At 67.8% G+C, this 20,854-nt stretch carries 19 protein-coding genes; 4 read left to right on the forward strand and 15 right to left on the reverse strand.

What is annotated here, in order from left to right; translation table 11 throughout:
- Positions 1-11 precede the first annotated feature (11 nt).
- Positions 12-239: a hypothetical protein gene (locus tag G6N32_RS18370; protein WP_232077799.1), complete on the reverse strand. Its 228-nt coding sequence runs from the start codon at positions 237-239 to the stop codon at positions 12-14.
- A gap of 95 nt (positions 240-334) precedes the next feature.
- Here G6N32_RS18370 and G6N32_RS18375 point away from each other — a divergent pair, with 95 nt between their 5' ends.
- A complete protein-coding gene (locus G6N32_RS18375; RefSeq protein WP_115321387.1) occupies positions 335-1,183 on the forward strand; it encodes a sigma factor in 849 nt (282 codons plus the stop codon).
- Here the strand turns inward: G6N32_RS18375 and G6N32_RS18380 are convergent.
- The 6 genes from G6N32_RS18380 to G6N32_RS18405 all read right to left on the reverse strand — a co-directional run bounded on the left by G6N32_RS18380 (position 1,180) and on the right by G6N32_RS18405 (position 7,349).
- On the reverse strand, positions 1,180-2,277 hold the full coding sequence (locus G6N32_RS18380; RefSeq protein ID WP_115320810.1) for a GGDEF domain-containing protein: 1,098 nt from the start codon (positions 2,275-2,277) through the stop codon (positions 1,180-1,182). The genes G6N32_RS18375 and G6N32_RS18380 overlap by 4 nt on opposite strands.
- A gap of 78 nt (positions 2,278-2,355) precedes the next feature.
- Positions 2,356-2,760: an allophanate hydrolase-related protein gene (locus G6N32_RS18385; RefSeq protein WP_115320811.1), complete on the reverse strand. Its 405-nt coding sequence runs from the start codon at positions 2,758-2,760 to the stop codon at positions 2,356-2,358.
- A complete protein-coding gene (locus G6N32_RS18390; RefSeq protein ID WP_115320812.1) occupies positions 2,753-3,718 on the reverse strand; it encodes a carbamate kinase in 966 nt (321 codons plus the stop codon). Before G6N32_RS18390 ends, G6N32_RS18385 begins: the two co-directional genes overlap by 8 nt.
- Positions 3,715-5,133 (reverse strand): YlbE family protein, encoded by a 1,419-nt coding sequence (locus G6N32_RS18395; RefSeq protein WP_115320813.1) that lies wholly within the window; start codon positions 5,131-5,133, stop codon positions 3,715-3,717. The genes G6N32_RS18390 and G6N32_RS18395 overlap by 4 nt, the downstream gene beginning before the upstream one ends.
- A complete protein-coding gene (gene fdrA, locus G6N32_RS18400) occupies positions 5,130-6,686 on the reverse strand; it encodes an acyl-CoA synthetase FdrA (RefSeq protein ID WP_115320814.1) in 1,557 nt (518 codons plus the stop codon). Before fdrA ends, G6N32_RS18395 begins: the two co-directional genes overlap by 4 nt.
- Positions 6,687-6,689: 3 nt before the next feature.
- A complete protein-coding gene (locus tag G6N32_RS18405; protein ID WP_115321388.1) occupies positions 6,690-7,349 on the reverse strand; it encodes a cysteine hydrolase family protein in 660 nt (219 codons plus the stop codon).
- 167 nt (positions 7,350-7,516) lie between these two features.
- On the opposite strand from G6N32_RS18405, the gene G6N32_RS18410 reads away from it, so the two are divergent.
- Positions 7,517-8,206 carry a hemerythrin domain-containing protein gene (locus G6N32_RS18410; protein WP_115320815.1) on the forward strand — a complete coding sequence of 230 codons (690 nt, stop codon included), beginning with the start codon at positions 7,517-7,519 and terminating at the stop codon, positions 8,204-8,206.
- Here the strand turns inward: G6N32_RS18410 and G6N32_RS18415 are convergent.
- A complete protein-coding gene (locus tag G6N32_RS18415) occupies positions 8,196-11,453 on the reverse strand; it encodes an ATP-binding protein (protein ID WP_232077162.1) in 3,258 nt (1,085 codons plus the stop codon). The genes G6N32_RS18410 and G6N32_RS18415 overlap by 11 nt on opposite strands.
- 115 nt (positions 11,454-11,568) lie before the next feature.
- Between G6N32_RS18415 and G6N32_RS18420 the strand changes: the two genes are divergently transcribed.
- Together G6N32_RS18420 and G6N32_RS18425 are read left to right on the forward strand one after the other, a co-directional pair.
- Positions 11,569-12,315, forward strand: a complete 747-nt coding sequence (locus G6N32_RS18420) for an enoyl-CoA hydratase (protein WP_115320817.1) — start codon at positions 11,569-11,571, stop codon at positions 12,313-12,315.
- A 45-nt stretch (positions 12,316-12,360) separates the two neighbouring features.
- Positions 12,361-13,140: an ArsR/SmtB family transcription factor gene (locus tag G6N32_RS18425; protein WP_115320818.1), complete on the forward strand. Its 780-nt coding sequence runs from the start codon at positions 12,361-12,363 to the stop codon at positions 13,138-13,140.
- Between the two features lie 9 nt (positions 13,141-13,149).
- On the opposite strand, the gene G6N32_RS18430 is transcribed toward G6N32_RS18425, so the two are convergent.
- From G6N32_RS18430 to G6N32_RS18460, 7 genes are read right to left on the reverse strand one after another with little or no spacing between them, the layout of a single operon-like run.
- Entirely contained in the window at positions 13,150-14,250 is a 1,101-nt protein-coding gene (locus G6N32_RS18430) for a dihydrolipoamide acetyltransferase family protein (protein WP_115320819.1), read from the reverse strand.
- Complete coding sequence (locus tag G6N32_RS18435) at positions 14,247-15,299, reverse strand: alpha-ketoacid dehydrogenase subunit beta (RefSeq protein WP_115320820.1); 1,053 nt, start codon at positions 15,297-15,299, stop codon at positions 14,247-14,249. Before G6N32_RS18435 ends, G6N32_RS18430 begins: the two co-directional genes overlap by 4 nt.
- Positions 15,296-16,357, reverse strand: a complete 1,062-nt coding sequence (gene pdhA, locus G6N32_RS18440; protein WP_115320821.1) for a pyruvate dehydrogenase (acetyl-transferring) E1 component subunit alpha — start codon at positions 16,355-16,357, stop codon at positions 15,296-15,298. Before pdhA ends, G6N32_RS18435 begins: the two co-directional genes overlap by 4 nt.
- 59 nt (positions 16,358-16,416) lie before the next feature.
- Positions 16,417-17,235, reverse strand: a complete 819-nt coding sequence (locus tag G6N32_RS18445) for an HpcH/HpaI aldolase/citrate lyase family protein (RefSeq protein ID WP_115320822.1) — start codon at positions 17,233-17,235, stop codon at positions 16,417-16,419.
- On the reverse strand, positions 17,235-17,723 hold the full coding sequence (locus G6N32_RS18450) for a MaoC family dehydratase (protein ID WP_115320823.1): 489 nt from the start codon (positions 17,721-17,723) through the stop codon (positions 17,235-17,237). Before G6N32_RS18450 ends, G6N32_RS18445 begins: the two co-directional genes overlap by 1 nt.
- Complete coding sequence (locus G6N32_RS18455; protein ID WP_115320824.1) at positions 17,723-18,883, reverse strand: acyl-CoA dehydrogenase family protein; 1,161 nt, start codon at positions 18,881-18,883, stop codon at positions 17,723-17,725. The genes G6N32_RS18450 and G6N32_RS18455 overlap by 1 nt, the downstream gene beginning before the upstream one ends.
- On the reverse strand, positions 18,880-20,853 hold the full coding sequence (locus tag G6N32_RS18460) for an ATP-binding protein (RefSeq protein WP_115320825.1): 1,974 nt from the start codon (positions 20,851-20,853) through the stop codon (positions 18,880-18,882). The genes G6N32_RS18455 and G6N32_RS18460 overlap by 4 nt, the downstream gene beginning before the upstream one ends.
- Position 20,854: the final 1 nt, after the last annotated feature.

Below are 20,854 nucleotides of genomic sequence, written 5' to 3' on the forward strand. Positions count from 1 at the left end.
CTACCGCCTGCTCAGTTCTCCGGCAGCTCAGCGAACCGCTTCTTGACGTCGTTGTACCACCCCATCGACTTGATGGGGTGGCGCCAGCGGCCCTTCATGTCCTCGCGCGCAGGCACGTGGGCGTCGTCGCCACCGAAGACCGCATCTTTGAGGTGCTGATCCTGCGCCTTGATGATGTCGTCAGCGGTGTCACCGCGGTGCACGAGATCGCATGGGCCACCCAGGTCTTGGCAGGTCATGGTCTTCACGGGGCTAACTCCTCCTGTCGGTGTCACACCCGGCCGTCCGGGCGCGTCAAGATGTTGACGCACCCAACGACGAAAGTGTGACCGCCATGGTGAGTGATGATCAGCTCCGCGACGGCTTCGAGGCCGAGCGCCCGCGCCTGCAGCGTATCGCCGGGCGGATTCTGGGCGACGCCGACGCGGCGCAGGACGCGGTGCAACAGGCGTGGCTGCGGTTGCACGGCACCGACGAACCCATCGACAACCTGGCGGGCTGGCTCACCACCGTGACGTCTCGGCTGTGCCTCGACCGTCTTCGGGCACGGACACCGGTGCCGACTGAGTCGATCGAGGTCGAGGAGACCGCACCCGACCCCGCCGACGACGTGGTGCTGGCCGACACCGTAGGGATCGCCCTGCAGGTGGTGCTCGACCGGCTGACGCCCGCCGAACGGGTGTCCTTCGTGCTGCACGACAGCTTCGGAGTGGACTTCGAGTTGATCGCGTCGATGCTCGACACCACCACGGTCGCTGCCCGCAAGCTGGCGTCGCGGGCCCGGGCCAAGGTGCGCCCGGCATCACCCGAGGACGCCCTCGCCGACTGGGAGGTCGTCGACGCCTTCATGACCGCGGCGCGCGAAGGTGACTTCACCCGTCTGTTCCAACTCCTCGCACCCGACGTGACGGTCTCCGCCGACGCTGCCGCTGCCGCTCTCGGCACACCGGCCCGCATGGAGGGCCGCGACGAGGTGGCGACATTCTTCAACGGCGCTGCCGCGGCGGCGTTTCCGGTGTTCGTCGAGGACCGGCCGGGGTCGGCCTGGATCCACCGTGGCGAAGTCAAGGTCGCGTTCGACTTCACCATCGAGGATGGGCAGGTGCGCTGTCTCCAGTTCCGTGCCGAGCCCGATGTGCTATCCGGGGTGCGACGGCGCGAGGGCGCCGCGCCGCGGGGTTAGACCGCGGCCTGCTCCTCGCCGGCGCGCGGCGGTTCGGCCACCACGACCGTGCCGCCGCCGACCCGCTTCGCCTGGTACATCGCGTCGTCGGCGCGATGCAGGATCGAGTCGAGATCGACGTGTACGCCCTCGACATGCTCCCAGGTGATCCCGACGCTGAACCGGAGAAACAATCCTTTGGGATCACGCAACCTCAGCGCCTGCACCCGCCTGACGAAACTGTCCAGGTCGTCCTCGTCCAAAAGGCTTGCCACGAGTACGAATTCGTCGCCGCCGATCCGCGCGGCGATGTCGCGAGTCCGGATCAGCTTCGTCAACTGCTCGGCCACCACCCGCAACGTCGCATCACCGGTGCCGTGCCCGTGGTCGTCGTTGAGCCGTTTGAACCCGTCGAGGTCGATGACCACGACGGCGAGCACCGCACCGCGCGGACTCCGAGCCCACGTCGTCCCGGTTTCGGCGTAGAGACCGCGCCGGTTCAGCAGACCCGTCAACGAATCACGGTTTGCCGCATACGCAGTCGTGCTGAGGCTACGGCGCGTGCCTTCGATGACCATCGCGGCGATTGCCGGCATCACCACCACCGTCGTCAGGGCGGGCAGGAAATACAGCGAGAGCTCCGCCAGCTGCGCCCCGTCGAACTGCACACCCATCCAGGTGAAGGCGAGGATCGTCGCGGTCGCGAAACCGCAATGCAGGAAGAGCACCCGATAGCCCAGCAATACGGCGGCGAAGACGCCGATCAGGCACATGTAGACGGTGGCCGCCAACCGCGCCTCAGGCGCGGCGAGCGTCGCACCGGATACCGCAAGTGCAACATCGCCCCATACAGCGAACGCCACCGCTCGCCGATACCCCGGCCACGGGCTGGACAGCCACAACCCACCCACCAGCAGCGCCGACACCAGGAGCAGGAGGTGAACGGTGCGAGCGAACAGGCCGTGCGGTCCCAGCGGCTGGATGGATTGAATCTGCTCCAGCCCGCTGAGTAGTCCCAGCGAGATGGACGCCACCCCGATGAAGATGCGAATTGCATTCAAATAGCCGGTCGCGCGCAGAACCGCGGTAGCGATGGCGAACTCGCGCTCACCCATGCGAAGGCCTTTGACGTAGTGGTCAGTATGTGTGGCGGATGCTATCGGTCACTACTGACGGTGGCTATGGCCGAATGGTCACACATCCACGGCGGCCGTATACGCCCGCCACCCGCCGAACTCACTGATCTCGCGCTGTCCCTCGACCAGAGCAGGCTCCCCGATGACGCCGAGCACTGTCGTTCCGTCATCGAGGTTCACCTTGCCGATCGACAGGCCGGGTGGCTCCTTGAGCAGGATTCCGGCCAAACCCGCGGCAGGCACCTCCCACACCTCGACGGCCACACCGACGCCCGAACCGTCGGTGACGCGAATCATCGCCGGATGCTCGTCGTTGATCGTCCACAGCCGGTATACCGGCTCCGTGGTGGCCTCCCGCAGGAATGTGGCTCCGGCGGCGGCCATGTTCGGCGACAGTTTCAGCCCCCGCATCAGTGTTCCGTTGACCGCCAACAGCACTGCATCACTCCCCTTCTCATTCATTTGTCGGACCCGGTGCGTCGCCGACGATCCGGGTGCCCGACGTGCCGGCCAGGATGGCCGGAATCTCCTCGGCTGCACCGATCACACCGACAGAACCGGGCGTGGTGGCGACAAAATCGGCAACCGCTTCCACTTTGGGTTCCATCGACCCCTTACCGAACTGGCCGGACGCGATGTAGTCCCGGGCCTGATCCACGGTGATGGTGTCCAGCCAGGTCTCGGCGGGTGTGCCGAACCCGATGGCCACCCGCGCCACCCCGGTGGGAATCAGCAGCAGCTCGGCACCCAACTCGTGAGCCAGCAGACCCGATGCGATGTCCTTATCGACGACGGCTTCCACGCCGACCACGGTGCCGTCCGGTTCGAGCGCCACCGGGATACCGCCGCCGCCGACCGCGACGACGATCGCACCGCCGTCGAGCAATTGGCGGATCACGTCGGTCTCCAGGATGGTGGTCGGACGCGGCGAGGCCACCGTACGCCGCCAGCCGCGGCCGGCGTCCTCCGCGATCGTCCAGCACAGACTGTTCGCCAGGGCCCTGGCCCGGTCCTCGGTCAGGAACGACCCGACCGGTTTGGTCGGGTTCGTGAACGCAGGGTCGTCGACGCTGACCACCGAGTGGGTGACCAGAGCCACCACCGGTCGCGACAACCCCCGGCGGGCCAGCTCGTTGCGCAGAGCTTTGACGAACATGTAGCCGATCGCACCCTGGGTGTCTGCCACGGCGTAGTCCACCGGAACGGGATCGACCTCGCCCTGGGCGAGCTCCGAGCGCCGCAGGATGAACCCGACCTGCGGGCCGTTTCCATGGGAGACAACGAGTTTCCAGCCTTGTTCCACCATGTCGATCAGTGGACCCACGGTGCGGCTTACCGTGTCGTACTGCTGGGGAATGGAGTCGTGTTCGGCGTCGGTGACCAACGCATTGCCGCCGAACGCGACGATAGCGGTGCTCATGCGACCCCGTCGAGGTTCGACGCCAGCGCGGCCAGGGCGGCGGTGAAGCAGTCCATCGGCGCCGTGGTGATGCCCGCGCCGATCTGCCCGACACCCGCCTGCCGGTGGGCGATCCCGGTGTTGATGATGGGCAAGATGCCGGAGTCGGCCACCAGGCGGGCGTCGATTCCGGCCGGTGTGCCGCCGAAGTTCAACGGCGGCAGGGTGAATGCGGGGTTGGTGCCCAGTGTGATGGACAGCATCCGGCGGCTGTTGGCAGTCGCGTCGGCCGGAGTGCCGCCGACGAACTGGACGATCGCCGGTGAGGCGGCCATCGCGAAGCCACCCAGACCGTTGGTCTCGGTGATCGCCGAGTCGCCGAGGTCCGCGGCCGCGTCGTCGACCGTATACCCCGGGAAGTACAGTCCGTCAACAGGATTGGCGGGCGCCTGAAACCATTGGTCCCCGGTGCCGGATAACTTGATACCGAAGTTGACCCCGTTGCGGGCCATCACCGTGACCATGCTGCTGCCCGGCACGTCAGCAGCGGCATCCGACATCGATTTGGCTGCGGCCATCGAGATGTTGAGGAAGAAGTGATCGTTGCCTGCGACGAATTCCAGTGCCCGCCGGACCGCGTCGGAGGCGAGCTCAGATCCCAGCAGGGCCAGTGTCAGCCGTTTGAACAGCAAGCCGGACGCGGCAGCGTTGCGGTTGTGCAGTTCGTCGCCCATGTGCAGCGCTTGTGCCATCAGTGGTTTGAGGTCGGGATCGGCAAGCCCGCGCACCGCGACCTGCATGGTGGTGAAGAAGTCACTGCCCAGCCAGCGCAGTCTGTCGAGCACGTCGGGCGAGTTGGCGCCGAACCGCAGTACCTTGCCCAGGCCCTCGTTGAGGTTGCTGTAAGCCCGGTTCCCGGCGGCGGTGTTCTCCACCACCCACACCGGCATCGACGGGCTGATGATGCCGGCCATCGGGCCGACCGCGCCGTGCTCGTGGCACGGCTCGAGCGCCACTTCCCCACTGCCCGCGAGCTTCTCAGCGCCGTCGAGGTCATCGGCCCAGCCTTCGTAGAGGATCGCCCCGGCAATGGCGCCGCGTTGCGGTCCGCACATGTCGGCCCAGTCGATCGGCGGCCCGGCATGCAGGATGCGGCGTTCCCCGGGACCGAGCCCAGCCATCACCTCCCCCGCGCGAACCAGGTCGACCAGCCGCGGTTGCGCGCCCCGGTACCGCTCGAAGGCGACGGCATTGGCGGCCTCGACGCGCGGGTCACCGATCAAAGTGGCCAGCGTCCAGCCCAGGGCCGGGTCTGCGCCCGCCGGCGGAGCCCAGGTCACCGAGGTGGCCCGGCCGCCGGCCGCGGTGATGTTCGAAGCGAAACTCTGTAATCCGACGTTGACGACGTCGAGATCTTGCTGGAGAAGCTCTTTCATCGATCGCCTCCACGGGCGGTAGCCAGTGTCGCCGACCACAGGGCCGCCTCCGCGTTGCTCGACGCGACCAGCACCCCGGCCGACTGCAGAGCGGCGACGGCCTTGGTCCGGTCCTGCGGATCCAGGTCGGTACCGCAGACGTAGCCAACGAAGGCAACGGTCCGCCCCTCGGCACGGGCCGCCGCCGAACTGGTCTCGATGATCGAAACCAGTTCTGCCGTCGGGTCATCAGCCGAGCCGTAGCCCAGCACCACGTCGAACAGCACGACTGCCGTGGCGGGGTCGGCGATCTCGGCGCGGATGCGGGCGTCCTTCTGCGACGGGTCGATCATGGGGTGTGGCTTGCCGCGGGTGAACTCATCGTCACCCATGTCGAGGATGGTGTGCCCCTGACTCGTGCGGAGGTCGGCCAGTGCGGAGTTGCCGGCCACCGGGGTGTTCGACTGGGCGGTTATGCCGTGGGCGCGGTGTATCAGCTGCGCCTCGTAGCAGAAGGTGCCACCGGAGAAGATGCCCCGGACGTATCGCTGGCCGGGCGCCATGGCATCCGCGAGATCGCCGAGTATTCGGCTCATCTCAGCTGAGATCGCGATCTCGGTGGCGGTCGGCTGCCCGCCGCCGGCCAGTTCGACGGCCATGTCCGCGGCCTGCGCGAGCGACGCCGCGCCGTAGACACCGTCGCGGGTGATGGACGCGGGGTCGGCACCGAGGAAGTTGACGACGACCGGCTTGGCGCTGTCCTGGGCTGCGGCAAGCACTTTGGCCGCCACCGCTGGCGACGGAGGCTTGGACACCAGCACGATCACCGAGGTGGCAGGGTCGGCGTCGAGGGCGGCCAAGCCGTGCAGCATCGAGATGCCGCCGATCGCCTCAGCCAGGTCGTGTCCACCGGTGCCGAGCGCGTGCGAGACCCCGGAACCGTTCTGATGGATCCGGACGGTCACTTCCTGGGTGCCGGTGCCTGATGCGCCGACCACCCCGATCGGGCCGCGTCGCACCACGTTGGCGAAACCCAGCGGGATGCCGTTGATGATCGCAGTGCCGCAGTCCGGGCCCATCACCATCAGATCGTGGGCCTGGGCGTAGTCCTTGAGCGCCAACTCGGCGTCCGCGGTGACGTTGTCGCTGAACACCATCACGTCCAAGCCCAGCCGCAGCGCCTTCATCGCCTCGGCGGCAGCGTAATCGCCGGGCACCGAGATCAGCGCCAGGTTGAGTGCGGGATCGGCGGCGACGGCCATCTGAATGCTGGTGGTCGGTATCGCCGATTGCTGTTCGCCGCTATCGGGAGGCGACGCCGACAACAGCGTGTCGGCCACGGCGAGCGCTTCGTCGCAGGCTTGGTCGCTACCCGACACTGCGACGATCAGATCGTTGGGCCTTATCTCGAATGCGCCCAAGCCGGCTTGGGCGAGGTTGTCGACGTTGGTGGCCGACGCCATCACCACCGACGCGGCCTCGATGCCGGGTATCGAGGTCACCCGCGCCGACACCGTCATCAAGGACACCGAGTCCTTGTAGAGGTTGGGATACGACCGCGAACTGATGGCCATGCGTCAGGATGTCGCCGCGATGAACTCGTCGGCGTCGGCCACCCACCCGAAGATGGCGCCCTGGGCCTTGATCATCTCGAGCGCTACCCGCTGGAACTCCGGAAAATACGACGCCACGCAGTCGCTGAGCACCAGGCATTCATAGCCGCGGTCGTTGGCTTCGCGAACGGTGGTGTGGACGCAGACCTCGGTGGTCACCCCGCAGACCACGAGCGTCTTGATGCCGCGGTCAGCCAGGATCTGGCCGAGGTCGGTGGCGTGAAAGCTGCCCTTGCCGGGTTTGTCGATCACCGGCTCGCCGTCGATGGGATACAGCTGGTCGATGATGTCGTGGCCCTGCTCGCCGCGAACCAGGATGCGGCCCATGGGGCCCGGCTCGCCGATGAACGTCTTGCCGCCGCGGTGCAGCTTGGCCGGCGGGCAATCGGTCAGGTCGGGGCGGTGTCCCTCCCGGGTGTGGATGACGAGCATGCCGATCTTGCGAGCCTGGGCCAGCACCCGCTCGATCGGTTCGACGGCGGCCAGCAGCAGCGAGGTGTCGTTGCCGAGCGCCTCACCGAATCCGCCGGGCAGCACGAAGTCGCGCTGCATGTCGATGATCACCAGCGCGGTGCTCGCGACGTCGATATCGAGCGGGAAGGGTTCCGCGTTGATCGTTGCCACCTGTGGTTCCCTTCTGCCGCGCGGTCTGGCGGATTCATTGAAACGTAACCGGCAGCCGATCGCGCGGGTGAACATTTCGGCGGTGTAAACAATCTCCCTCGATCTCCTTCGACGGACCGCAAGTCGATCGCAAGTGTGTTGCAAGTGCGGCCAGCGATGGTCGTCGCATGAACACACCACAGCCCGTCACTGTCACCCCCCGCCGGCCGCACGACCCGGAGCCCGACCTGATCGGCATCACGCTGGCGCACCGGGCGATGCTCACCGACGTCGGGCGCCTGGCCGCCGCGGTGACCGACATCGGCGAGGGCCGGCAGCGCTGCTCGACCCGGCGCGCCCAGGCGATCGCCCGCTACACCGACCTGCTCTGCGAATCCATCCACCACCACCACACCGTCGAGGACACCGTGCTGTGGCCGGTGATCGACGCCTGCGCGAAAGACATCGTCGACCTGACCGAGCTCACCGACGACCACGCCGCGCTGGATCCGCGCCTGGAGATCATCGCGCATCGGGCGAACGCATTCCGGGTGGCCGGTGGCGATCGCCGCACCGCCGCGTTGCTGGGCGCCGAGCTGGCCGATCTGCGCAACCTGCTCACCGAGCACATCGCCGAAGAGGAGCGCGACATCTTCCCGGTGATCCGCCGGCATGTGTCGGTCGCCGATTGGCAGGTCGTGGAGAAGACCGCTCAGCGGACGGGTCGGCTGACGTTCGACGGGCCACGCACGGTGGGCGCGGCCACCGAGGACGAACGGGCCGCACTGGCCAAGGCAGTCAGTCCCGTTCTCCGTCTGCTGTTGACCGTGTTGAGTCGGCGGCACCGGAAATTCGAGAACGAGGTGTTCAGCGGCTGACTCGGTCGACGAGCCGGGCCGCCTCCGCCGCCAGCTGAGTCCTCAGCGCGGCGGCGGCGGCCCGGTACCGTCGCGCCTCGGCGTCGTCACCCAGCAGCTCGGCGATCGCGGCCAGCGCGTCATCGACCGGGCCGGTCAGCAGGCTGCCGTTGTCCAACCCGGCCATCCGGCCCGAAAACGGTTGCAGTTCCTCAGCACACCGGGTCGCGGCGTCGGCGTCGCCGAGCGCGACGGCGGCGTGCGCCCGCAGCGTCATCATGGCCAGCCAGTAGTAAGAGCGCTCGACCGGCTGTTGGTTCGCCCAGATCTGCCGGGCCTCGGCCTCGCGGCCGGCGCTCATCAGCGCCAGGACCGCGCCGTCGGCGATGGATGTCGAGACGTACATGTGCACGGCCAGCAGGTCGTCGGCCAGGGGTGCCAGATCGCCACGGGCCAGACTAGCGGTGAACCGGCCGACCAGACCCATCTGCGCGCCGTTGGCCGTGCCCTGCTCGGCCAACTGCCGCCCGGCCGCGATGTAGCGGCGCTCGCCATCGTCGATCCGGCCCGCCAGCACGTTCAGCTGAGCGGTGAACACCTCCAGCACGGTCAGCAGCGGTGCCAGCTGCCCGGTGCCGGCTCGGGCCACCGCAAGGTCGACATGGTCAAGGGCGGCAACCAGATCGGAACGGCCGGCCGCGGCGAGGAACGCCAACCAGTGCGCGACGGCCTGATAGTCGACGGCAGCGGACGCCTCTGCGACGGAAAGGAATTCGTCGGTCAGCCGTTCGCGTTCGGGAGCCAGGTCCGGACCCAGCGCGGCATAGGCCCGAGCATTGAGCGCCGCGCACAGCAGCCGACCGTTCGCCTGGGGATCTCGTTCGTACAACGCGCGGGCCAACGTGAGCGCCTCGGCGCTCGCCGCCAGCGCGGCATCATGGTCGGCGCCCTCCAACTCGGCGAACAGGGTGGTGAGCAGCCGCACCCGGACCTCCGGTAACAGCTCGCCGCGGAGTACTCGTTGCAGCGGGCCGACGACGTCGGCGTCGGCGTGGTCATCGATCCGCACCCGCCAGATCAACGGCGCGTCCCACGCCATCAACACCCGGGCGATGCGCTCGTCGGAGCCATCAGCAAGCGGCAGAGCCTCTTTCAGGGCATCACGGGCGGCGACCACATCACCGACCCGCGCCGACGCGGCCACCCATCCGCAGTAGGCATCGATCGTTCGCTCGACGTCTGGCGGGCCGGACTCGGCGCGGTTCGCCAGTTCCAGCATGCGGACTGCGGCCTGCCATTGCCTGGCCGCCTCGGCAGGGGCACCGACCCGGTCCGCGTCACGGCCCGCGGCCATCGCCAGCTCGGCGGCGGCCGCCGCACTGGCCGGTGTCGCGGCCGCGACGGCGTGATAGGCCAGCGCCGCCGGATCCGTCGACCGGGCCAGCAGCAGGTCCAGCACGGCCGCGTGCAGCCGGGACCTTCGCAGCAGGGACGTGTCTTCGTAGAGTGTGTCGCGCACCAAGGCGTGGGCGAACCTGACCTGGCCGGGGCCGGGCTCCTCCAGCAGACCGACCAGCACCGCGGGTTCCAGCGCCTCGAGTACGTCGTCGGGATCGCGCTGCGCGAGTTCGGCGAGCAGGTCGACGTCGATGTCCCGGCCGAGCACCGCGGCCTGACGGAGAGCGGTCACCGTCGCACCAGGGAGGCGAACGAGTCTGCGCCGCAGCACATCCCCCACCCCGGTCGGCACCGCGACCCGCGCGGTATGGAGACCCTCCGACATCATCAGACGTGCGAGTTCCCTGACGAAGAGCGGGTTTCCGCCGGTGCGGTCGTGCAGCAGCCGCGACTCGTTCTCGGTGAGATCGGTCAAGCCGCAGTCGGCGGCGAGCGCCGTCGTCGCCTCGGCCCCCAGACCGCCGATGGTGAGATGCGCGACGGTGCGTACCGCGAGCGCCGCGCGTGCCGCCGCCAATTCGGTTTCCGACTCCGACGGCCGGTAGGTGGCGACGACGAGGACCGGCCGGTCCTGCAGTTCGTGGACGACCAACCGCAACAGTTCCAGGGTGAGGCCGTCCGTTCGGTGCAGATCGTCCAGGAGCACCGCGACCGGTTGGACGGTGGCGCAGCGCCCGATCACATCCGCGACGGCATGTGCTGTCCAGAAAGTACTTTGGTCGTCAACGTCGCCCTCGTGCAATAGTGGCGCGAGGGCTCGGATGTGCTGTTGATCGGCAGCGGCGAAGGAATCGCTGAAGTGCCGCAGCACCTCCGTCCAGGCCCAGCCCGGCGGAGCGCCGTCGACCTCAGGGCACCGTCCGGCCGCAACCGTCCAGCCGGCGGCGCGCAACCGAGCTGCGGCAGCACCGGTGACAGTGGTCTTTCCGGCGCCCGCCTCGCCGCCGACCCACACCAGGCGGCTGCCGCCGAGGCGGGCGTCGTGAGCGGCAGCGTCGATCGCCGCCAGCTCACGGGAACGCCCATGGGGCGCTGAGGGTTCGGCGATATTCGGCGCGTGAGCCGGCGTCGCAGGAAGCGGCAGAGCCGCCGGTTGATCGTCGTCGAGATGCGCGGCGTGGCGCAGGATGTCGCGTTCGAGATCGCGCAGCGCCCGTCCCGGTTCGAGTCCCAGCTCGTCGGCGAGATGATCGCGCGTACTGCGCAACACCTCCAACGCGGCGGCCTGCCGACCAGCCCGGTACAGCGCGGTGGCCAGGATGGCGGCTGCGCCCTCTCTGGTCGGGTGCTCGAGGACCACCCGCTCCAGCGCGTCGATCACGGCACTGTGGTGTCCCAGTGTCAGCTGGGCCGATGCCCGCAATTCGATTGCAGCGAGCTGTAATTCCGTTAGGCGGGCGATCTCCGCGATGGCCCACGCGGCATCGGACACCTCGGCGTAAGGTTCACCGGCCCATTGATCGAGGGCCGCGGTGAGGAGTTCGACCCGCCGAGCGGGGTCAGGTTCAGCCTCGGCTGTCCGCACCCGCTCGTCGAACCACCACGCATCGACGGAATCGGCGGGCAATGCCAGCCGATAACCCGGTGCTGCACTGACGATGATCTCGGCCGGGGCCCGCCGCGCGCGGTCCGGTTCGAGTACGCGCCGCAGATGCGAGACGTAAGCCTGGAGGGCGGACAGCGCTTTGGGCGGGGGTTCGCCGTGCCAAAGATCCTCGATGAGCCGGTCGACCGACACCACCTGGCCCTTGGCCAGCGCAAGTCGCGCGAGCAGGGAACGCTGGCGTGGTCCGCCCACGTCGACCGGCATCGAATCATGCCAAGCCCGGACCGAACCCAAGACGGCTACTTGGACAGGTTGCTGATGCGGTGCCGCCATGATGATCCGACCCTAACTGCTAGCCTCCCCAAGATGGAGACTCGCAATGTCTGACCTGGTCATTTATGAGGTCATCGATCGCGTCGCGCTGATTACCGTCAACGATCCCGATCGGCGCAACGCCGTCACCGACGCGATGTCCCAGCAGCTGCGCGACGCCGTCGAAGCGGCAGAAGCCGAGGCCCACGCCGTTGTGATCACCGGTGCGGGCAAGGCGTTCTGTGCGGGCGCAGACCTGTCCGCCCTCGGCGCGGCCGCCAAGGAAGGGCTCGAGCGCATCTACGCCGGCTTCATGGCCGTCGGCCGATGCACACTGCCCACCATCGCTGCGGTCAACGGCGCGGCCGTGGGTGCCGGGCTGAACCTGGCTCTGGCCGCCGACGTCCGCATCGCGGGCCCGCACGCGTTGTTCGATCCGCGGTTCCAGAAGCTCGGCATCCACCCCGGCGGCGGGGCCACGTGGATGTTGCAGCGTGCGGTCGGCCCGCAGGTCGCTCGCGCGGCGCTGCTGTTCGGCATGCGCTTCGACGCCGACGCCGCGGTGCGGCATGGTCTCGCGCTGACCGTCGCCGAGGATCCCGTCGCTGCTGCGCTCGAGCTGGCCGCCGGACCTGCGGCCGCACCACGCGAGGTCGTGCTGTCCACCAAGGCGTCGATGCGCGCGACTGCCATCCCCGGGTTCCTCGACACCGACCACCACGAGTCGGCCAAGGACATCGAGCTGGGTCCGCAGGCGGCCTCGATCGAGTCGCCGGAGTTCAAGGCCCGGCTGGCGGCCGCGCAGCAGCGCTGAGCTGGCCTGTTGCAATAGGCAGGCGATTGCCTGCATAATTCTCCCGTGGACGCGGACGCGGTCTTCAAAGCGTTGGCCGACCCCGGCAGGCGACGGCTGCTCGACATGCTTCACGAGCGTGCCGGGCTGACACTCGGCGAGCTCTGCGAGGGGCTCGACATGCGCAGGCAGTCGGTCAGCCAGCACCTCGAGATTCTCGAGAGCGCCAACCTCGTGACCTCAGTGCGCGATGGCCGCCGCAAGCTCCATTACCTGAATGCGGTACCGATCCACCAACTCCAGACCCGCTGGATCTGGAAGTTCGAGGAGCCTCGGCTGGCGGCCCTGGCCACGATCAAGCAGCACGCGGAGGAGAGCGCAATGTCTGAGACCATCCCCGATTACGTCTACACCACCTACATCCATGCCAGCGCCGAACAGGTGTGGCATGCCCTCACCGATGCCGAGCTGACCGCGAAGTTCTGGGGTCATGCGCAAGTCTCGGAGTGGCAGGTCGGCGGCCGCGTCGAGCATGTCCGGTCCGACGGGTCGGGCATCGTCGATGTCGCAGGCACTGTCCTGGAGGTCGACCCGCCGCGGCGACTCGTCTTCGGATTCGGTGAGCCCAGCGATGATCCGACCGCTGAGGAAACCGTCGTCACGTTCGACATCGAACCCTTCCGCGACATCGTCAAATTGACTGTGACTCATACGAATTTCCAGTCCCCTGCGGACCGGGAGTCGGTTGGTCAGGGCTGGCCGACGGTGTTCGCCAATCTCAAGACGCTGCTGGAGACCGGCGACGTACTGCCCACCGCGCCGTGGGAGTTCCATGCCCACGTCTGACGTCGAGGCTCAGAGATCGAGTAATGCGGTGTCCGGCGATTCGATGAGTCCCCGCAGATCCGTGAGGAACGCCGCGGTCTGTGCCCCATCGGCGATGCGGTGGTCGAATGCGCAGGTGAGTGTCATCGTCGGGCGCGCCACGACGGCGCCGTCGACGACCACCGCCCGCGGCTTCAGCGAGCCCATCCCGAGGATCGCCGCCTCCGGGTAGTTGATCACCGGAACCCCGTCGTCGAGGCCCAGCGCACCGAAGTTCGACACGGTGAACGTCGAGCCGCTCAGCTGAGTGGGCGCCAAGGTGCCTGCCCTGGCCCGCTCGATCACGTCGTCGACGGCGGCGGCCAGGTGCCGGGTAGAACGTCCACGGGTGTCGACGACCGGAACCACCAGGCCACGCTCAGTGGCCACCGCGACACCGAGCCGGACGTCGGGGTGCAACCGGATCTCCGGCCCCGCTTCGGCGTCCACCCAGGTGGCATTGAGTACGGGATGGCGGCCCAGCGCGATCACCAGCAACCTCAGCGTCAGGACGAACGGCGTCACGCCGAGCTGATCCCGGAGCCGCAGCAGCGCCGTGCCATCCACCTGAACGCTGGCGTGCGCATCGGGAATCCGGCTGCGGGACAACGACATGTGAGCGGCCATCCGGGCCTGCACACCGCGCACCGGAATGCTCTGTGACGTCGGGGCGGAACCGGCCGCGTCCAGAACGTCGTCGCGGGTGATCACGCCGTCTGCCCCTGAACCCGGTCGCAGTCCGTTGAGGTCCACCGCGAGGTCGGCGGCCAACTTACGCGTTTTCGGCGCCGCACGCGCCCGCCGGCTGCGGTCCATGCCGTCGTCGATGCCGTAACCAACCAGAACCGGTGTGCGCGCGGACGTCTCGATACTCACCAACAGCGTTCCGACCGCGAGGGTTTCCCCTTCGGCGCCGCCGAGCGCCTCGACCCGCCCCGCATACGGGCTGGGGATCTCGACTTCGGCTTTGTTGGTCTCGACCGTGCACAGAGTCTGGTTGAGTTCGACGACATCCCCGACGGCGACCGCCCAACTGGTGATCGTCGCGTCCTCGAGACCCTCCCCCAGGTCGGGTACCAGGAAGTCGCTCATGGCCGTCGCATCGCTTTCTCGATGCAGTCCAGCAACCGGTCCACACCCGGCAGCCAGAGCTTTTCCAACCGCGCCGGCGGGTACGGAGTGTCAAATCCGGTGGCCCGCAGGACCGGTGACTCCAAGTCGTAGAACAGCTCCTCGGAGATCCGCGCGGCCAGCTCCGCTCCGAAGCCCAGTGTGCGGGGTCCCTCGTGCATGACGATTGCGCGGCCGGTCTTGCGAACCGACGCGGCCACCGTGTCGAAGTCCAGCGGGCTCAGCGAGCGTAGATCGATCACTTCGACGCTGCAATCGGCGATCTCGGCGGCGTTCACTGCGGTGCCGACCAGGCCGCCATAGGTGAGCACAGTGACGTCGTCGCCGGGCCGCCGGATGACAGCCTTGCCTATCGGTGGCTCCGGCACAGCGAGGTCGACGGCCTCCCGGCCCCAGTACCGCCGTTTGGGTTCCAGGTAAATGACGGGATCGCGGGCAGCGATGGCATGACGTAGCAGCCAGTACGCGTCCGACGGCGTCGACGGCACAACGACTTTCAGCCCGGCTGTGTGCGCCCAGTAGGTTTCGGTGGATTCCGAATGGTGCTCGACGGCGCCGATACCACCGAAGGACGGGATTCGGATCGTGACCGGCATGTCGACCTGGCCGCGGGTGCGGTTACGGTACTTCGCGAGGTGGCTGACGATCTGGTCGAAGGCCGGATAGGAGAACCCGTCGAACTGGATCTCCGGGACGGGCACGAAGCCGCGGATCGCCAGGCCGATAGCGACACCGATGATCGCCGACTCGGCCAGCGGAGTATCGAAACACCTTTGGGTTCCGAAGGTCTCGGCCAAGCCCTCGGTGATCCGGAAGACCCCGCCCAGGTCGGCGACGTCCTCGCCGAATACCAGCACCCGGTCATCGCCCGCCATCGCGTCGTGTAGGGCTCGGTTGATCGCCTGCGCCATGGTCAAGGTGGTGACGGTGGGCAGGTCGGTCAGCAGCGGGCCGACGGGTTCCGGTGAGTCGTCGCCACGCATCGGCGGTCGCTCGATGATCTGAGTCATCGCAGTCCTCCCGCCAGCTCGGTGCGCAATTGTTCACGCTGCGCGGACAATTCGGGCGTGATCTCGGCGTAGACGTGGTCGAACAGCTCGTCCACGCCCGGATCCGGGGACCCCACCACAGCCTCGCGGAGTGCGGTCCGAAGCCGCGCTGACCGCGCTTGCACCCGCTGCTCGATCCGCTCGGTGAGGACGCCGGTCGCCTGGAGATACGTGCGGTACCGGGCGATCGGGTCCCGGTCCGACCAGTAGGCGATCTCCTCGGCGCTGCGGTATCGGGTGGCGTCGTCGGAGGTGGTGTGGGGTTCCATCCGGTAGGTGACCGCTTCGATGAGAGTGGGCCCGCCCCCGCCCCTTGCCCGGTCGGCGGCCTCACTCATCACCGCGAAGCAGGCCAGGATGTCGTTGCCGTCCACCCGGATTCCCGGCATTCCGTAACCGGCCGCGCGCTGGGCGAGGGTGGGCACCGCGTATTGGCGGCTCGCCGGAACCGAGATGGCCCACTGGTTGTTCTGAATGTAGAAGATGCACGGTGCTTTCTCGACGGCAGCGAGGTTCATCGCCTCGTGCGTGTCACCTTCACTGGTGGCGCCGTCGCCGAGGAATGCCACCGTCACGGAATCCTCGCCCAGCCGTTGGGCAGCCATCGCTGCACCGACGGCGTGCACGGTGTGGGTGGCAATGGGAATGGCGACAGGTGCGCAGCACTTGCTCGTGAAATCCAGCCCGCCGTGCCAGGCGCCCCGCCACAGCGCGGCCACGTTCGCGGGCGGGATCCCGCGAACCAGGAAGACACCGAGTTCGCGGAATTGCGGGAATAGCCAATCGGTCTTGCGTAGTGCTGCTGCCGCGCCGATCTGTGCGGCCTCCTGGCCGCGGCACGACGCGTACAGCGCCAATTCGCCCTGGCGCTGCAGATTGACGAACTCGACGTCGAGATCGCGCGCGACAACGAGATTCTCGTAGAGCCACGCTAGGGTTTCCGGCGCCAGATCACGGCGATATCGGCTTTCGGCCGTCGCTGTTCCGTCGGGCCCGATGAGTTGAACCGGCTGATCCATAACCGCCTCCTCTACCGGTGCGGAGGCGGTCGGAGCAAACCTGTTGTAGCAGGCTCCAGCTAGCGGCCGGGGTCGGGCGCCAGCTGGACTATGCGCTCTGCTCGCCGAAGCACCGGGGCATCCACCATTATGCCCTCGAATTGGAAGACACCGCGTTCATCGCGGGCCGCCTCGAGCACGTGTCGCGCCCAAGCTACCTGCTCAGCGCTGGGAAGGTAGCCCTTCCTGATCACCGCGATCTGGCTAGGATGGATGGCCACTTTTGCGTCGAAACCGACAGCCACAGCGTCATCCACCTCGGCCCCGAGGCCGTCGAGATCCTTGATGTCGAGGTACACCGAGTCGAGCGCGAGGCGGCCGTATGCCTTGGCCGCCAGCAAGCTCTGCGACCGCACATGCCGTGCGACTTCGCGGTACGAGCCGTCGGGATAGCGGTTGGCGGTGCCACCGAGGACGGCAAACAAGTCCTCGGCACCCCACATGACGGCGAACGCATTGTCGGGCCGGCTGGACTCGACGACATTGAGCGCACCCAGCGGGGTTTCGATCAGCGCCACGACATCCAGCGGCGCCAGAGCGGCGACCTGCTCGGCGAACTCGGTCTTGGCCAGCATCACCGTGGTGTACGGCGTGCGGGCCAGCGCCTCGAGATCGAGCGGATGATCCGACGTGGTCGAGGGATTGACCCGGACTACGGTGCGGCCGGGGTCGAGCTGGGTGGACACCAGCGCTTCACGCGCAGCCTCGCGGTCCCTGGCCGCAACCCCGTCTTCGAGATCTAGGATCACGACATCGGCTGTGGCGGCGGCCTTTTCGAACCGCTCGGGGCGGTCGGCGGGGCAGAACAGCCAGGCGGGTCCTGGATTGTCAAGTGCCATCAGTCGGGCTTCTTTCGGACCATCGTTTTACGGCTGGCTGTGGCGACAACGTCACCGTGCTGGTTGCGCGCGGTGTGCGCGAACGTGACGATGCCTTCTCCGGGACGGCTCTTGGACTCCCGCTTGTCGGTGACGACGGTCTCGGCGTACATCGTGTCGCCGTGGAAAAGCGGCTTCGGGAAAGCGATGTCGGAGAAGCCGAGGTTGCCGACGATGGTGCCCTGCGTCAGCTGCGTGACCGACAGACCGACCAACGTGGACAGCGTGAACATCGAGTTCACCAGCCGCTGGTTGAACGGCGGCAGAGCATCGGCGAACGCCGCATCCAGATGCAACGCCTGGGTGTTCATCGTCAGCGTGGTGAACAGGACGTTGTCGGCCTCGGTGATGGTGCGCCCGGGAGCGTGCACGTAGCGCACCCCGATTTCGAACTCCTCGTACCACAGGCCGCGCTGAACGACGACCTTCTCCTCGGGCGACTCGCTCACTACATTCCCATCTGCCGGGCGATGACCATCAGCTGCACTTCGGTTGTCCCTTCCCCGATCTCGAGGATCTTGCTGTCCCGGTAGTGCCGGGCGACCGGGTATTCGTTCATGAAACCGTAGCCACCGTGGATCTGGGTGGCGTCTCGGGCGTTGTCCATGGCCGCCTCGCTGGCGACCAGCTTGGCGATCGCCGCCTCCTTCTTGAACGGCTTACCGGCCAGCATCAGCGCCGCCGCGTCGTAGTAGGCGGCGCGGGCCGCGTGCGCGCGGGCCTCCATCCGGGCGATCTTGAACTCGATGGCCTGATACTTCCCGATCGGCTGGCCGAAGGCGGCCCGCTCGGCGGCGTACTTCACGCTTTCGTCGACGCACCCCTGCGCCGCGCCGACCGACAACGCGGCGATCGCGATCCGGCCCTCGTCGAGGATCCGCAGGAAGTTGGCATACCCGCGGCCTCGTTCACCGAGCAGGTTCTCTTCCGGCACCCGAACATCGTCGAACGTCAGTGGATGAGTGTCAGAGGCATTCCAGCCGACCTTGTCGTAGGCCGGCTCGGCGGTGAATCCCGGGGTGGGCACCGGCACCAGGATCGACGAGATCTCGCGGTTGTCACCGGAGCCGCCGGTGACCGCGGTGACGGTCACCAGTCGGGTGATGTCGGTGCCGGAGTTGGTGATGAACTGCTTGGTGCCATTGATCACCCAGTGTCCGTCGTCCAATCTCGCGGTGGTCTTGGTGGCTCCGGCGTCGGTGCCACCGCCGGCCTCGGTCAGCCCGAACGCGCCAAGGGCCTGGCCGCTGGTCAGCTTGGGCAGCCACTCCTGCTTCTGCGCCTCGTTGCCGAACCGGTAGACCGGCATGGCGCCCAGCGAGACTCCGGCCTCCAGCGTGATCGCCACGCTCTGGTCGACCTTGCCGAGCTCTTCCAAGGCCAGGCAGAGAGCGAAATAGTCACCGCCCATGCCGCCGTACTCCTCGGGGAACGGCAGGCCGAACAGCCCCATCTCGGCCATCCCGGCCACGACTTCATACGGGAATGTGTGCTGGGCATCGTGTTCGGCCGCGACCGGGGCCACGACCGTCTGGGCGAAGTCGCGCACCGTCTTGGCGAGCTGTGCGTATTCGTCGGGAAGTGTTCCCGTGGACAGGAAGTCAGTCATGATTGTGCTTTCTCTTCTCTCGCTGTGACCTTGGCCAGCAGCTGCCCCACTTTGACCTGATCGCCGACGGCGACATGGAGTTCGACAACTCCGTCGATCGGAGCGGTGAGCGAGTGCTCCATCTTCATCGCCTCGACGGCGACCACCACCGTGCCTGCAGCGACGTCATCACCATTGTCAACGCCCACCGCCACCACCGATCCGGGCATTGGGCTGACGAGCTCAGCGTCGCCACTGTGCTGGTCGTCCGGGCGGACCGGTGCCTCCCGCACTTCCTCGAGCACCAGTGAGCGGCCGCCGCCGGCCAGCCAGATCTGGTCGCCGTCGACCGCCACGGTGTACCGGCTGCGGATGCCGTCGACGGTGACGGCAAGCTGGTCACCGTCCAATTCGGCAGACAGCGAACGGCTTTCGCCATCCTCGATCCGAACGACTGCACCGGCAGGAACTCCGGTGATGTGGACGTGGTCGGTGCGGTCGCCGGATCGGAGCCGGATGCCGGTGGGTGCGGGTGCGCCGATCCGCCAGCCCGACGGCACGTCCCACGGATCCGCCGGCACCGACGGCCAGCGCTTCAGCCAGCGGTAGGCCGCGGCGGCGATGAACGCGTCATCGCCGGCCGGTTCGGGCACAAAGCGGGTCCGGTCGATCAGGCCGGTGTCGAGCCGGCCCGCGGCCACGTCATCGTCGGCCAGCAGGAAACGCAGGAACTCGATGTTGGTTCCCACACCGAGTACGGCGGTCTGGGACAGCGCCCGGTCGAGAGTGCGCAGCGCGGCAGCGCGGTCGGCGCCGTGGGCGATGACCTTCGACAGCATTGGGTCGTAGTCGCTGCCGATCGTCATCCCTTGGGCCAAACCGGAATCCACCCGGACGCCGTCCGGCTCCAGTAATCCCAGCACCGGACCACCGGTCGGCAGGAAGCCCGCCCCCGGGTCTTCGGCGTACACGCGTGCTTCGATGGCGTGCCCGGTCAGCGTGATGTCGTCAGAGGTGAAGGGCAGCTTCTCCCCTGCCGCTACGCGGACCTGCCACTCGACGAGGTCGTATCCGGTGACCATTTCGGTGACCGGATGCTCCACCTGCAGCCGGGTGTTCATCTCCATGAAGAAGAACTCGTCGGGCTTGTCGGCGGACACGATGAACTCGACGGTGCCCGCGCCGACATAGTCGACGCTGCGAGCGGTGTCGCAGGCCGCCGCGCCGATCCGCGCGCGGGTCTGCGGGTCCAGCAGCGGCGACGGCGCCTCCTCGATGACCTTCTGATGACGGCGTTGCAGGCTGCACTCACGCTCACCGAAGTGCACGACATTGCCGAAACAGTCGGCGAGCACCTGGACTTCGATGTGCCGGGGCCGCAACACGAACCGCTCCAAAAACAGGGTGTCGTCGCCGAAAGCCGCCGCGGATTCCCGCCGCGCGGCGGCCAGCGCAGCCGGCAGGTCGGCCGCGTCGTCGACTCGTCGCATGCCTTTGCCGCCACCGCCGGCGGACGGCTTGACCAGGATCGGGAAGCCGATGTCTCCGGCGGCGTGGATGAGTTCGGCGTCGGTCAGGCCGGGCCGGGCGATACCCGGCACCACCGGGACCCCGAACTTCGACACCGTCGCCTTGGCGGCGATCTTGTCGCCCATGGTGCGGATCGCACCCGACGGCGGTCCGATGAACGCCAGCCCCGCCTGTTCCAGCGCCGCCGCGAATTCGGAGTTCTCCGAGAGGAAGCCGTATCCGGGATGGACGGCCTGGGCGCCGGTACGCAGCGCCGCATCGACGACCGCCTGGATGTCGAGGTAGCTCTGCCTCGCCGGCGGTGGCCCGATGCGGACGGCGGTGTCGGCCTCAATGACGTGGCGGGCCCCGGCGTCGGCGTCGCTGTAGACGGCCACCGACCGGATGCCCATCGCCCTGCAGGTGCGGATGACCCGCACGGCGATCTCGCCACGGTTGGCGACCAGCACAGTGGTAAACATT

This window comes from Mycolicibacterium aichiense (assembly GCF_010726245.1).
GTDB lineage: Bacteria > Actinomycetota > Actinomycetes > Mycobacteriales > Mycobacteriaceae > Mycobacterium > Mycobacterium aichiense.